Origin of the sequence: Bacillus thuringiensis (genome assembly GCF_001595725.1) — a bacterium.
GTDB classification, from domain to species: Bacteria; Bacillota; Bacilli; order Bacillales; family Bacillaceae_G; genus Bacillus_A; species Bacillus_A thuringiensis_K.
The window spans coordinates 1,016,330-1,029,995 of record NZ_CP014282.1; the positions used below are offsets into that span (position 1 = coordinate 1,016,330).

Here is a 13,666-nt window from a genome sequence, read left to right on the forward strand (position 1 = left end):
CATTAATTTTAACATAGAAAATTGCGGTAATATTTAAAAGGCGAACTATTAAATTAAATGAGTTCTCTTTTTAATTTAGCGGAGGATACACCCTGCTCAAAGAAAATTACCTAGAAGCTTTTGGATGATGAATTTGATAAAAACATTTATGAAGATCCAGAACTACTAGAGCACTACGATAAAACCCTTATCACAAACTGAAAGAGCGCCTTGGGAGAGAGGCGCTCTTTAAGTGAATGTATTGTAACGACTATTCGGTTTATTATATGTAAGTGGCTGGAAAGTGTTTTATAAAAAACGTGATTGCCGTCCGTATTTTTTATAAATTTATAAAACTTTTTCATACAGTGCGTCGTCTAATATATGGGAAGGAGGAAATGATGTGGATGAATTAACGGTAGAAGCGTTTGAAATAGAAGATAAGGAACTCCTTATCGATGAAATCATGAACAAGTATGGACAAGAAGTCCTGCAGCTTGTGTATTCATATGTAAACAATAAAGAAATCGCTGAGGATGTAACGCAAGATATATTTGTGAAATGTTATAAGTCTCTTCATACATACAAAGGGAAGTCGAATGTGAAAACGTGGTTATGGAGAATTGCGATTAATCAATGTAAGGACTATATAAAAAGTTGGTATAACAAAAAGGTGATCGTGACAGAGGATGAATCTGCTTATATGGGGGTTCAAAATGATAGTGTCGAACAAACTGTTATGCAAAATGCGGAGGATCGTGAGCTCGCTTCTGCGGTAATGAATTTACCGATAAAATACCGAGAAGTCATTTATCTATTTTATTATGAAGAATTATCAATTAAAGAGATTGCTACTGTAATAGACGTGAAAGAAAACACGATAAAAACGAGACTGAAAAAAGCGAAGGAGCTTTTGAAGAAAGGATTGGAGGGATAATCAAATGGAAGATCGATTAAAAGGCTTGCGAAAATCAATGGAGAACACAACGTTTAAACATTTGAGTTTTTCTGATCAACACCAGAAGCAGGTGCGCGAAAAAATTAAGCAATCGTCCGAAAAGGAAGAAGATATCCTTTTAGCAGTGTTACAACTTCTTATGAATGAAAAAACAGGTTATGAATTGATGCAGTTACTAAGAGGGAGAGGGATTCAAAAATTCGAAGGTGATGAAGGGTCTCTATACACTTTATTACATCGTCTAGAACAGAATCGCTTTATCCAATCTAGCTGGGATCACGCGGGAGCTAAATATTATCAATTAAATGATAAAGGAAATAAAATGCTGCGAAAGGCAGAGAAGAATGCTACGAAGGCACGATTTATATTAAAAGGATTAGTACAGGAGTGAGAAAAAATTGAACAAAAAAGGGGAGCGTTTTTTAAAGGAAGTTACGAACCATATTAAATCAAAAGAAGCGAAGGACTTGGTGGTAACGGAACTAGAATTTCACTTAAAACAGACGAAGAATATGTGGATAGGGAAAGGGTTAAGTGAGGCAGTTGCGGAAGATAAGGCCGTTGAACAAATGGGAAGTCCGGTCAAACTTGGCGAAGAACTTAACAAACTGTATAAACCAAAGGTGGATTGGTTTTTAATTGGTTTATTAGTGGCTGCGATGGGGTTAGGGTTTTTGCCGGTTATAACTTTTGGACATGCTGACTTATTCATGAATAAGGTGATATTTGTTATTCTCGGTGTTGTAACAGCTGTTGGGATAATGCTGATTGATTATCGGAAGTTAGAGAGGTTTGGATGGTTGTTTTATACAATTGGGGTACTGATCTTATTAATGATAAAATGTTTTCCGACTGGTTACGTGATTGGAGAGGCAATCATAAAAATTGGTCCCATCACAATTGACTGTTTAATGACGATACCATTCTTCTTTCTGGCTTGGGCTTCTTTTTTCAATAATAGTAGGTTAAAGCTTATGCATCTTCTCATGTTGTACGTATTTTCTTTATATCTATTTTCAACTACATCAATTCTTTTACCAATTTTCATCTATATTACGATGGTATTTGTTATGCTTTGGTGGAGTAAGCTAGGAAAGAAAACGGCATGGCTCATTACAATGTTACCGATTTGTTTCTTTATTATTAGGGATTTATTTTCCTGGTCTGCTGTAAAAGAATACCGGATAGCTAGAATTTTAGGGTTTTTAAACCCAGAGCATGATCAATGGTATTTACGTTTAAAAGAGGCAATGGCATCGGCAGGTTGGTTTGGTACATATGGAAATATAAAGTCTATCCCTGCTACTCATACTGATTTTGTATTTGCAAGTTTGACTTACTATTATGGATATGTACTTGCGCTAGTTCTTGTCGTGATTCTTTCTCTTTTTGCAGTAAGAATAATGAACATAGCTTATAAAATAAATGATGGTTATGGTAAATTGCTTCTCGTTGGCGGAGTGACTCTTTTTGTAATCCATTTTATTTGTAATGTTGGCATGACCCTCGGGATATTACCACGTGTTTCTATATCATTACCATTTATTAGCTACGGATTGATACCAACTCTGTTTCATGCATTTATAATGGGAATTGTGTTAAGTGTATATCGACGTAAAGATATTCCTTTTAGAATGAGAAAAACACCTTGATAATCATCAAGGTGTTTTAGTTATTAGCTCAAAACTATACGAATCAGCCCCAAGCACAAAAGGACTAACCTCACCAACGCTATAAAGGTGCAACTCATGCATCGCGCGCGTACAAGCAGTGTAGAACAATCTACGAACGCTCTCAGTGCTGTACACATCTTTAGAAGCATCGTAAATAATAACGGCATCAAATTCGATACCTTTCGCTAAGTAAGCAGGGATCACGACAATGCCTTGCTCATACTCGGCTGAGTTACTCTTCACGAGTTTAATATTATCGATATGATTAAGTGCTTCGTATGCAGCGGCGCTTTCAGCTGCGGATTTACATATAATTGCGATTGTATTGTGCTGCTCTTTTTGTAGTTCAGCAACTTTGGCAGTAATATGTTCGTGCAGTTCGCTCTCATTCGCTACTTTCGTCACTGTGGGTTTCTCGCCGTCACGTTCAAAGGCGTGAATGTTCTTGCCTTCCGGTACGAGAGCGCGTGTGAATTCAATAATCGGTTTTGTGGAGCGATAGCTACGAGTTAAGTTAATGCCGTTTGTTTCGTCTGGACCGTATAAATTTGTAAGTGTATCGAAATTAACTGTTTCACTCGCATGAGCAAATATCGCTTGGTTAAAGTCGCCGAGTACTGTCATTCTCGCGGCAGGGAAGAGACGTTTTAAAAACTCGAACTGAAACGGCGAATAATCTTGCGCTTCGTCTACGAGTACGTGTTTAATCGATCTGTTCGTTTGGAAGCCTTCAATTAACTCTTTTAAAAGTAAAAATGGAGTTGCGTCCTCGTAATATAGTTTTCCTTCATCGAGCATGTTTACTGTTAATGAGCAAATGTCATCCCACTCTTTCGGTTTTTCCCCAGTAACCCATGATGCATCTGTGAAGAGCTGTTTATATATGCCTGTGAAATTGATGAAACGCAATGTTTGAACGCCTTTACGAAGTGGCTTCATTTTTTTACGGACAATCATACGTCCAAGTACTCTCGTTTCTTTTTCAAAATCATGAAAGGAGTTGTCGTCAAACTCGCCTTTTTTCTGTAAATATTTATAAGCCTTTTGGTATTCATCTTTACTAAGTAATTCAATTTCTTCTTCTACCCAAGGCTTTTTCAGTTCTGCTTTTTCAAGTGCATCTATTTGCTTATTTAGCCAATCCGTTAACTTCTCAATTCGACTATGGAAGCGGAGGGAGGAGTCAGTATTATAAAATTGCTCTGTAATTTCTTTAGCTGAGACGATTAGTTTTCCTCTAAATTTCATTCCTCTAAATAGCATACCTGAAGATTCAAGAGATTGTCTGTACGCTCTAATCATCTCGAAAAATTGAGTGGATGCTTTAAATCGGATGCTCGCATTTCTCGTTTTATAGGTAGGGCTATTCGTTTCAGTTAACATATATTCCAATTGCTCATAAGGATCTTCAACTTCAAATGACTTACTTAGTCTATGATTTAAATATTCTTGGAATGTAACTTGCTGCATATTTTCTTCACCGAGTTCAGGTAGTACGTTAGAAACGTAGCTATTGAACATAGAGTTAGGAGAGAAGAGAATAATTTGATCTGCTTTTAGCCATTCGCGATATTTATATAGTAAGTAGGCGATTCGTTGCAATGCAGCTGATGTTTTACCACTACCAGCGGCTCCTTGCACGATAAGGAGTCGGCCTTCATCGTGACGGATAATTTCATTTTGCTCGCGCTGAATCGTAGCAACGATGCTTTGCATATGTTTGTTCGTGCCTTTTCCAAGCGCTTGTTGCAAGATTTCATCACCAATTGTAAGGCTCGTATCGAACATAGAATCAATCTCGCCATTTTGAATAATGTATTGTAATTTTTTCTCCACGTTACCGTGGATTACGCCGTCTGGTGTACTATATTCAGCAGGTCCTGGTGGATAATCATAGTACACACTCGAAATAGGTGCGCGCCAGTCATATATAAGGAAGTTTTCTCCGCTTGCATCAGTAAGTGTAGCGACGCCGATATAAATTTGATCCGCGGCAGATTCTCCTTCTTCTTTGAAATCAATTCGTCCGAAATAAGGTGCTTTATGCATACGTCTTAATGCGGCAAGTCGATTAAAGGTGTGCTTATGGGTAATTTGTGTAACAGCTAGTGACTGAGCTTGTTGTCTTAAGTTGATAACTGTTTCAAGGTAATCATCAAAAGTATCAGTATTCACTTTTACGTCATCCCAAAAGTGTTTACGAATATTGATTACTTCTGCCCGGCGTCTGCCAGTTTCGTTTTCCAGTTTATCAATTTGCTGCGTAATCGTTTCGATTACGGTATCCAATCGTTTTTGCTCTAAATCAAGTTTTTTATTCATACGGTAAGCACTCCTTTAAAAGTGAAAAATAGAGGTTGACTGAAGATGTATTTTGGTGTACAATTAAGATACGGATAAATACGTTCCTTTTGTTTTGTGAAACGTGTTTCTGTTCTAATTTAACATAGTTTTTTCATTTAATCAATGATAATAAGATAAACCTTGGTTCCGTGTGGCGTGAATCGAGGTTTTTTTTGTTTTTCTTTAAGGGAGAATTGTAATTTTATTAAGGAGAATGTAAGTAAACCAAAGCAGAAAATCAGGAATAGGGGGATACTGATGGAAAAATATTTTGAGGAAGCACATCGTTTTTGTTCTCGTAATAGAAAGCACTTAGAAAAGGATGTTATATGTGGTTGTTTCTATTGTTTAGAAATTTTCCATCCAGAAAAAATTACAGAGTGGTGGGATGATGATAACACAGCAGTTTGTCCGCATTGCGGGATTGACTCTATTATCGGAGAAAGTTCTGGATGTAAAATAACAGAAACGTTTTTAAGTGAAATGCATAAAAGATGGTTTTAGTTAAATGAATGACAAAATAAACTTTCGTTAATGAAGAGGATACATAAAAAAAGCTCGGGCTAATCCCGAGCTTTTCATTATTTCTTTTCGTCTTTCTTAGCGTCAGCTTTTTTCTCTTCGAAAAGATCTTTTAAATCTTTATCGTCAACTTTTACGTCAGCTTTTTTGATTTCTTTCATCATAAGATCATTCATGAATGCAGCATCTTGTGCTTTCTTCTGAACTAGATCTTTTTTGATGTCGCCTTTTACTTCATCAAATGGTTTTTGTTCTTTAATGTCTGTTACTTTAATGATGTGGTAACCGAATTGTGATTTTACAGGCTCGCTTACTTCATCTTTTTTCAGTTTATAAGCAGCATCTTCGAATTCTTTAACCATTTTACCAGCAGTAAAGTAGCCAAGGTCTCCACCTTTTTCTTTTGAACCAGTATCTTCAGAGTATTGTTTCGCTAACTCTTCGAAAGATTTACCTTGTCCAAGTTCTTCTTTTACCTTTTTCGCAGTAGCTTCATCTTTTACAAGGATGTGGCTTGCTTTAATTTCAGGCTTGTAGTTTTCTTTTAGTTCTTTATCAGTGATTGTTTTCTCGATAGCTTTTTCTTGAGCTAATTGAGCACGCACACCAGTTTTTATAGTTTCTTCTTTAATACCTTGTTGTTTTAATAGTGTATCGAATTGATCACCGTATTGTTTTTTCATTTCATCGAACTTTTTGTCTACATCTTTGTCTTCAACTTTGTAGTTTTTAATAAGTACTTTTTCCATAACCATGTTGTTTAGTACTTGTTTACCAGCTTGTGTCTTCATTTGATCGTAGAATTCTTCTTTTGTAATGTCACCAGCTTTAGATGTAACGATTTTGTCTGATGATGATGTTCCACATGCTGATAATGCGATTACACTTGTTGCGGCTAAGGCAAGCATAGCTTTCTTCATTCAATAAACACTCCTACTATTATGTATTTTTAATTTATCCTACACCAATGAATTTTGATTCATAAGAGCCCGATTAAGTCTCACTGATACTTTTGCTTTTTTATATTGGTAAAGCGCGCTTAACAGGGCTTACCGTGGCTGAGGATAAAGTTTTGATGAATGTTTTGTTCTATAGTATAAGCAATATGTACAAAATTTAATATATCATATTTCGAACCGTTTTCATATTGATAAAGAAAAATTAACCAGCACGTGTCAGATTTTGAAAGTGTGCCATATTGGGCGCATGCCGCATATACAGAATAGAGGAGGGGATGGGGATGAATTCTCAACTTATTTTATTACTTGTACTGTTTATTTTATTGGTTATTGTAGGTATAATTTGCTTATAGAGGAAAAAAGTGAGGAAGGGGCTTTCCTTCCTCACTTTCCATGAAATATAATTTCTATATAACTAGAAATTAATAAAATTGTTATACATACATTAATAACCCGAAAGACACCGGGCTGGCGGCTCGCAGCTATTTGTTTTCGTTCACACAGTGTATGTGTCATGAAATTCGTGTAAAATATAACAAGAAGTGCGAATGCGACAAAAACAACTGTTATAAGTGTCATGAGGCGAGACCTCCTTTTGGCTAAAATACATATACATATATTGTATCACACGATATTTTGTTCGTGTTACAAAATTCAGAAATAGAAGACTTTGTGTTAGAAAGTGAGGGAGAAAATGGACGTTGTTAGAAGATTAGAACAAGCTGAATACTATGTAGACCTACTATTTAAAATGATTGATGAAGAGAAGTGTCCATTTTATTCTTTGATCATAAAGAAAAAAGCTCGTAAGAAAGATATTGAACGTATACTAAATCTTTGTGAAAAACTGAACGAGCAATATGTAGTGGAGAAAGCAGAAGGGCTTCTTTTGTTCGATGCGCTGTTAGATCAATTTGAAAAAGCGCTTCCACATCAGCTCGAAGTACACGAAACTGCGGAAGCGCTAGCAAAACAAGGTTTATTTAAGCCGCTTATGAATGAATTCTTAAGCATGATTGCGAAAAAATAAATAGATTATTTCTTAACTAACTTTTGATCGGATTCTGTAAAGTTCTCTTCAATATCTTCTAATGATTTCTCAAAAATATCGATAAAGTCTTGTCCGTAAATATTACGCAGGATTGCAATCAGTTCGATATTTTCTGGGAACTTCCCATAAAAATTACGAAGTGCAAGAGCCCCATTAAACACTGAATTATTTTCAGGATCATACTCCTCCATTAAGCGAAGTAGTAATTCTTCCCCTTTGTCTGTAATTTCAATGTACGTATTTCGTTTATCATCTTCCTTTTTTGAGAATACAAGATAGCCGCGTTCTTCCAGCTTTTTCGAGAAGTTAAACGCTGTTGATACGTGCATAACTCCAAACTTAGCAATCTCAGAAATAGAAGCCCCTTTTAAATGATAAGCGATTGTTAAAATATGATGTTCATTAATATTTAAATCGTAAGGTTTAATCCACTGCTGCCAATCTTTCTCTACACATTTCCATAACGCTTTCGATAATTGAGCAATGCGTTGGCTGAAAATCATCGCTTCTTTTACCGAGTAATCTTTTTCTCCACTTTTCATTTACTCACCCACTTTAACATTCTTTTTTCATTACTATCTATTATGCCAGTAAAATAAAAATTAATAAAGTCTTTTTGTGAGAATTGTGAAAATTTTTCGGAAAAATGACATTCTATACAAATCATGCATAACTATGGAAGCGTTTTATGAGTCGTGAATACATACGTTGTCCTTACATGTTAAGTGATAACATATATTGTAAATGCATAAAAACACGGCATATCTATACGATATGCCGTGTCAAGGTCAATTTATATAAAAAATATTTGTTATATGCAAAAAACTAAGCAGGAATTTGTTTACGCTTTTTCCGGAACAGCTTCTTGTAGTTTCTCAATTGACTTTTGGATGTCCAAAATTTCTTTCTCAATATGGCGCTTGTTTTGAGAAATATCTTGCTTCCAGTTAGAAAGTGTATCGTGCATATCGTCTTTTAATTCTTGAAACACTTCTTTACCTTCTGAAGCAGTTTCAACGATTTGACGTTTTAATAATTTCGTATCAGCTGTAATATCAGCTAAAGTCTTTTTAATATCATTTCCTTTTTCTTTTAACTTGCCGCGCATGTCTTTACCAGAAGAAGGAGTTGAGAAAAGAACAGCTAGTCCAGCAACTGCTCCGCCGCAAATAACACCTGTAATAAAGGATTTAGCTTTTGACATAAAAGGAGACCTCCTTATTTTTTGTTCGTATTCATGATGGAAAAAATATGCATATCTTTCTTATCTGTGCTATGCACAAACAATCATCCCTGAGCATTTTAAGTGAAGAAACAAGCCATGCGGAATTTGATGACTTCAGGGAAGTGGCTTGTTATGTATTACGCCTTCTTATAGTGTCATTATTTCACACTATTTGCAATTGTACTTGCGATGTTTTGTAAATTTTCCATAGTGTATTCATTTTGATGTGATTTCCAAACAGCACCGAAACCATCTTTTTCACCGTAGCGTGGAATTAAATGAAGGTGGAAGTGGAACACAGTTTGTCCAGCTTTTTCACCGTTATTGTTAAGTAGGTTAAAGCCAACTGGATTAAACTCTGCTTTAATCGCATTTGCGATTTTTGGAACGACAGAAAAAATGTGTGATGCGATTTCTGGCGTTAACGCAAAAATGTCTTGTTTGTGAACTTTCGGAATAACAAGAGTATGTCCTTTTGTTACTTGACTAATATCTAAAAATGCAAGCACATGTTCATCTTCGTATACTTTTGAGCAAGGGATTTGCCCGTCAATGATTTTACAAAAAATACAATTGTCTGCTGTATGATTCATTGATCTCATCCTTTCAAATATCCTTAGCCGTATTTTACCATAATTACATAAGAGAACAAACACGAAAAACAGGAAGCTGACTCAGCTTCCTGTTTTCTGAAGAGGGATTGAAAAAGCATTATCGTAATTTACGTTTCGCAGACACCTCATTTATTTAAGAAATGCACGGTAAATCGGCTAAAGTTTCTGCCGTAGACACCCCATTTTCAAGTGAAATGAATTGCAATCTTTTTTAAAATGAAATTGTTTATTTTTTAAAACAGTATATGCTCTTTCAGAGACACCCCGTTTCGAAAATGAAACAAATAATCTGGTTATGTGTAAATTTCATTGTCCAACTTGGACACCCCATTTCATGATGACTTCACTATGTTGTTGTACTCATCAATTGGTGGTTGCTTTTTCAATGTGTTCCTTCTTCAATAATTATGATGTCCGCTTTCGGAAAAATATATGCTAATAAATTTCAAAAATTTTTTTGAGTACATGGATACTATGTAGTACGGCATAATTTTTGGTAAGATGAATATAGAATGAATACTAATGAAGAAAGTGGTGTCGTATGAGCGAGTTATTGCGTGTAGAAAATGTTACAGGAGGATATACGAAACGACCTGTATTAAAAGACGTTTCGTTCTCTGTTAATAAAGGCGAACTTGTCGGCTTAATCGGTTTAAATGGAGCTGGTAAAAGTACGACGATTAAACATATTATCGGTTTAATGGAACCGAAAAAAGGAACTGTCACAATTAATGGGAAAACAATTCGTGATGATATGACAGCGTACCGTTCCAGCTTTTCATTCATTCCAGAAACGCCGGTATTATATGATGAATTAACGTTAGAAGAGCATTTGAAATTAACAGCTATGGCGTATGGTGTTGATGAAAAACAATATGAAGAACGTGTAGGACAACTACTACAAGAGTTTCGTATGAAAAATCGTTTAAAATGGTTTCCATCTCATTTCTCAAAAGGGATGAAACAAAAGGTAATGATTATGAGCGCATTTTTAGTGGAGCCATCTCTTTACATAGTAGACGAACCTTTCGTTGGATTAGATCCGTTAGCGATTCAATCGCTTCTTCAAATGATGGACCAAATGAAAAAGAGTGGCGCGGGTATTTTAATGAGTACACATATTTTAGCGACGGCAGAGCGTTACTGTGATTCGTTCATTATTTTGCATCAAGGTGAAGTAAGGGCGAAGGGAACGTTATCTGAACTGCAATCACAGTTTCATATGCCAGGTGCAACGTTAGATGATATTTACATCGCGCTAACAAAGGAAGAAGATTATGAATAGCACAGCGTTATGGAAAGAACGATTTCGTCACTTTCTAAAAGAAGTTCGTACATATAGTAAATACGTATTTAATGATCATTTGAAATTTATTTTCGTGTTCATCATCGGTGCGGGAGCGTATTATTACCAGCAATGGTTACAAACGTTAACATCTTCGTTTCCGGCGGCGCTCGTAATGGCAGTATTAATTGGACTCGTGTTAACGGCTGGATCCATTCAAACGTTATTAAAAGAAGCGGATCTCGTTTACTTACTGCCAGTTGAAGAAAAGTTAAAACCTTACTTCACAAAGGCATTTCTTTTTACATTTATGATTCAGTTATACATAATCGCAATCGTAGCAGCTGCGCTTGCTCCGTTATACTTCCAACAAATGAAGCAAACAGGAGCTGGCTACATATGGATCGTACTCGCATTTGTCATTGTAAAAGCGTGGAATTTATTTGTAGCGTGGGAAAAGTCATTTTTAACAGATCAAAATATACAAAGGGCTGATTGGTTTGTTCGTTTTATCCTAAACGGTTTATTTGTATATTTCCTTGTAGAACGTACTTCAGTTCTTTTCATTGGTGGAATCGTCCTTCTCATGGTGTTATACCTTGCTATCATGCATCAAATGGTAAAGGGAAAGCCGCTAAACTGGGAGTATTTAATTTCTGAAGAAGGTAAGAAGATGATGTTGCTGTACCGCATTGCGAATATGTTCGTTGATGTACCAGCATTAAAAGAAAGAGTATCTCACCGAAAATGGCTTGATTTCATTCTTTCGATAATCGGCGAAAAGCGTACATATTTATACTTATATACGAGAACGTTTTTAAGATCAGGTAACTATTTTGGATTATATGTGCGTCTGCTCGCTCTTGGAGGAGTTATTTTGTACTTCATTCCATTTTTATACGGGCGATTTATCGTAAGTTTTATTTTCCTATACTTAATCGGTTATCAGCTATTAACTTTATGGAAACATCACCGTATGAAAATTTGGCTTGATTTGTATCCAGTAAAGGTAGATGAAAAGAAGAAAGATTTTCTTACTTTATTAAATGCGATTCTAATCATCGGGAGCGTAATCTTTACAGTTATATTTGCACTAGCAACGAAAGATTTCATGATGACAGGAATTTTACTTATCCTAAGCATATTATTTAGTATCGGTTTCGTTTACCAATACGGGGCGAAGCGCATTGAGCGTTTAAATTGAAAGGAATGAACCTATGATTACATACGAAGAGAAGGTTATAAAAGAATTGGAGCAGTGGAAAGCTACATTCATGAAAGATTCTTCTATGATGACACGGTTCTCCAAAAAAGTGCAGACGAAAGTGCAACAGCTCATTCCGGCGAAAGTACAAAAGGTACTAACAGAGACGATTCGTATGATGGTGCAAACGATCAGCGCCGGGTCAAACTTTATAAAGCCGAAGCTAAAAGAGACGACATGGTCACTGCAAAGACGTGACGATGAAGTGCGTAAAAAAATGGATGAGTACAAAAAAATAGCAGCGGCAGAAGGAGCAGGGACGGGGGCTGGCGGTATTCTCCTCGGTCTTGCTGACTTTCCGCTTTTACTTACAATTAAAATTAAATTTTTATTCGATGCAGCAACGTTGTACGGATTTGATACGAGTAAACAAGAAGAACGTCTTTTTATCCTTCACGTTTTCCAACTCGCCTTTTCAAGTGATGATCATAGAAAAGAAATATGGAAAGCAATTGAAACGTGGGATACAGAAAAAGAAAATCATATGGACTGGGAAAAGTTCCAAACAGAGTACCGAGACTATATTGATTTAGCGAAAATGCTTCAGCTCGTACCAGTAATCGGTGCCCCAGTCGGCGCATATGCGAACTATCAATTGCTGCAAAGACTTGGAGAAGTGACGATGAATTGTTATCGTATGCGATTGCTGAATAGGGATTAAAAAGAAGGCGTCCTACATGTGTAATGTGGGACGCCTTTTCTTAGAAGCCAAGTCCGATATAGTTAACTCCAACTATAATCAATACGATAAAAAGTACAATGATTAATGAAAATCCGCTCTTACCAGCTTGTCCCGCTTCACCGCCGCCATTACCCCCACTACCCCATTACCACCAAGTCCCATACGATATCCTCTTTATTGTTATATATTGCTTTTACTTTATAATTTTCGGTATTTTCCTATAAATACCTTATGTAGTACTAATTAAATTGAAAATCATTTCGTTTTGTTTTATAATTTACTTACCGACCGGTAAGTAAAAATAAGTGAGGTACAGTATGACGAAGAATTTACAAACATCGCAGAACATTGTAGAGGCATCATTTAAACTTATGGCAGAACACGGCATTGAGAAGATGAGTCTTTCCATGATTGCGAAAGAGGTAGGTATTTCAAAACCGGCTATTTACTATCATTTTTCTTCTAAAGAAGCGTTAGTTGATTTTTTATTTGAAGAGATTTTTTCTGATTATCATTTCGCAAATTACTTCGATGAAGAGCAGTATACGAAAGAAAACTTTGCAGAAAAGCTAATCACAGATGGTTTACATATGCTCTCTGAGTATGAAGGGCAAGAAGGAATACTACGCGTTATCAATGAATTTATCGTAACTGCATCGCGAAATGAAAAGTACCAGAAACGTTTATTTGAAATACAAGAGGATTTCTTACATGGTTTCCACGATTTATTGAAGAAAGGCGCGAGACTGGGCGTTGTGTTACAACATGAAACGGAAGAAAATGCTCATACGCTAGCACTCGTGATCGATAATATGAGCAACTATATGCTCATGGGATTCCAGTTAAAGTATAAAGAAATTTGGATTCGAAATGTGAAAAACGTAATGAAGGAGGAGTAAAAATGAAAATGCAAAAAAACTGGTGGCTCGGTTTTCTTGGATTTATTGGGGTTTATAAAATACCAGGTATGATTGAAGCTTTTCAAGCGGATGGAAATTGGATGAAGTTAATCGGTTTCATTTGGCTACTTTGGTTCGGATATTTTATTCCTGAGAAGAAAGAAGATTGAATTTCAATTTTCTGTAAAGTTACGTAAAATATAGATTAAGAG

16 protein-coding genes and 1 pseudogene are annotated in these 13,666 nt (G+C 35.9%); 10 read left to right on the forward strand and 7 right to left on the reverse strand.

Annotated elements, in window-relative coordinates; translation table 11 throughout:
• Positions 1–382: 382 nt before the first annotated feature.
• The 3 genes from AXW78_RS05150 to AXW78_RS05160 are packed head-to-tail and all read left to right on the forward strand — an operon-like array spanning position 383 to position 2,589.
• A complete protein-coding gene (locus AXW78_RS05150) occupies positions 383–916 on the forward strand; it encodes a sigma-70 family RNA polymerase sigma factor (protein ID WP_000344022.1) in 534 nt (177 codons plus the stop codon).
• 4 nt (positions 917–920) lie between these two features.
• Positions 921–1,328: a PadR family transcriptional regulator gene (locus tag AXW78_RS05155; RefSeq protein WP_000390149.1), complete on the forward strand. Its 408-nt coding sequence runs from the start codon at positions 921–923 to the stop codon at positions 1,326–1,328.
• A 7-nt stretch (positions 1,329–1,335) separates the two neighbouring features.
• Positions 1,336–2,589, forward strand: a complete 1,254-nt coding sequence (locus tag AXW78_RS05160; protein WP_061883862.1) for an FtsW/RodA/SpoVE family cell cycle protein — start codon at positions 1,336–1,338, stop codon at positions 2,587–2,589.
• A 6-nt stretch (positions 2,590–2,595) separates the two neighbouring features.
• On the opposite strand, the gene helD is transcribed toward AXW78_RS05160, so the two are convergent.
• Complete coding sequence (gene helD / locus AXW78_RS05165; RefSeq protein ID WP_061883863.1) at positions 2,596–4,932, reverse strand: RNA polymerase recycling motor HelD; 2,337 nt, start codon at positions 4,930–4,932, stop codon at positions 2,596–2,598.
• 279 nt (positions 4,933–5,211) lie between these two features.
• Here helD and AXW78_RS05170 point away from each other — a divergent pair, with 279 nt between their 5' ends.
• On the forward strand, positions 5,212–5,457 hold the full coding sequence (locus AXW78_RS05170) for a hypothetical protein (protein WP_000417114.1): 246 nt from the start codon (positions 5,212–5,214) through the stop codon (positions 5,455–5,457).
• Positions 5,458–5,534: 77 nt separating this feature from the next.
• On the opposite strand, the gene prsA is transcribed toward AXW78_RS05170, so the two are convergent.
• Together prsA and AXW78_RS05180 are read right to left on the reverse strand one after the other, a co-directional pair.
• Entirely contained in the window at positions 5,535–6,395 is an 861-nt protein-coding gene (prsA, locus tag AXW78_RS05175) for a peptidylprolyl isomerase PrsA (RefSeq protein ID WP_000710057.1), read from the reverse strand.
• Between the two features lie 423 nt (positions 6,396–6,818).
• Positions 6,819–7,013, reverse strand: a complete 195-nt coding sequence (locus AXW78_RS05180; RefSeq protein WP_000172690.1) for a hypothetical protein — start codon at positions 7,011–7,013, stop codon at positions 6,819–6,821.
• A 115-nt stretch (positions 7,014–7,128) separates the two neighbouring features.
• Here AXW78_RS05180 and AXW78_RS05185 point away from each other — a divergent pair, with 115 nt between their 5' ends.
• The gene (locus tag AXW78_RS05185; RefSeq protein ID WP_000383655.1) at positions 7,129–7,464 is read left to right on the forward strand and encodes a DUF1878 family protein; all 336 of its coding nucleotides are present in this window, start codon (positions 7,129–7,131) and stop codon (positions 7,462–7,464) included.
• A gap of 5 nt (positions 7,465–7,469) precedes the next feature.
• Here the strand turns inward: AXW78_RS05185 and AXW78_RS05190 are convergent, their stop codons facing one another.
• From AXW78_RS05190 to AXW78_RS05200, 3 genes are all read right to left on the reverse strand, one after another.
• A complete protein-coding gene (locus AXW78_RS05190) occupies positions 7,470–8,027 on the reverse strand; it encodes an HTH-type transcriptional regulator Hpr (RefSeq protein ID WP_000834924.1) in 558 nt (185 codons plus the stop codon).
• A 299-nt stretch (positions 8,028–8,326) separates the two neighbouring features.
• On the reverse strand, positions 8,327–8,689 hold the full coding sequence (locus tag AXW78_RS05195) for a YtxH domain-containing protein (protein ID WP_000030300.1): 363 nt from the start codon (positions 8,687–8,689) through the stop codon (positions 8,327–8,329).
• Between the two features lie 179 nt (positions 8,690–8,868).
• The gene (locus AXW78_RS05200) at positions 8,869–9,303 is read right to left on the reverse strand and encodes an HIT family protein (protein WP_001016835.1); all 435 of its coding nucleotides are present in this window, start codon (positions 9,301–9,303) and stop codon (positions 8,869–8,871) included.
• A 562-nt stretch (positions 9,304–9,865) separates the two neighbouring features.
• Between AXW78_RS05200 and ecsA the strand changes: the two genes are divergently transcribed.
• From ecsA to ecsC, 3 genes are read left to right on the forward strand one after another with little or no spacing between them, the layout of a single operon-like run.
• On the forward strand, positions 9,866–10,609 hold the full coding sequence (gene ecsA / locus AXW78_RS05205) for an ABC transporter ATP-binding protein EcsA (RefSeq protein WP_001292602.1): 744 nt from the start codon (positions 9,866–9,868) through the stop codon (positions 10,607–10,609).
• A complete protein-coding gene (locus AXW78_RS05210; RefSeq protein WP_061883864.1) occupies positions 10,602–11,813 on the forward strand; it encodes an ABC transporter permease in 1,212 nt (403 codons plus the stop codon). The genes ecsA and AXW78_RS05210 overlap by 8 nt, the downstream gene beginning before the upstream one ends.
• 13 nt (positions 11,814–11,826) lie before the next feature.
• On the forward strand, positions 11,827–12,534 hold the full coding sequence (gene ecsC, locus AXW78_RS05215) for an ecs operon protein EcsC (protein WP_000634142.1): 708 nt from the start codon (positions 11,827–11,829) through the stop codon (positions 12,532–12,534).
• Between the two features lie 40 nt (positions 12,535–12,574).
• On the opposite strand, the pseudogene AXW78_RS31715 reads toward ecsC, so the two are convergent.
• Positions 12,575–12,717: pseudogene (locus tag AXW78_RS31715) on the reverse strand (YjcZ family sporulation protein).
• Positions 12,718–12,872: 155 nt separating this feature from the next.
• Between AXW78_RS31715 and AXW78_RS05220 the strand changes: the two are divergent.
• Together AXW78_RS05220 and AXW78_RS34260 are read left to right on the forward strand one after the other, a co-directional pair.
• The gene (locus tag AXW78_RS05220) at positions 12,873–13,454 is read left to right on the forward strand and encodes a TetR/AcrR family transcriptional regulator (RefSeq protein WP_061883865.1); all 582 of its coding nucleotides are present in this window, start codon (positions 12,873–12,875) and stop codon (positions 13,452–13,454) included.
• Positions 13,455–13,456: 2 nt separating this feature from the next.
• A complete protein-coding gene (locus AXW78_RS34260; protein ID WP_000783813.1) occupies positions 13,457–13,624 on the forward strand; it encodes a hypothetical protein in 168 nt (55 codons plus the stop codon).
• Positions 13,625–13,666 lie beyond the last annotated feature (42 nt).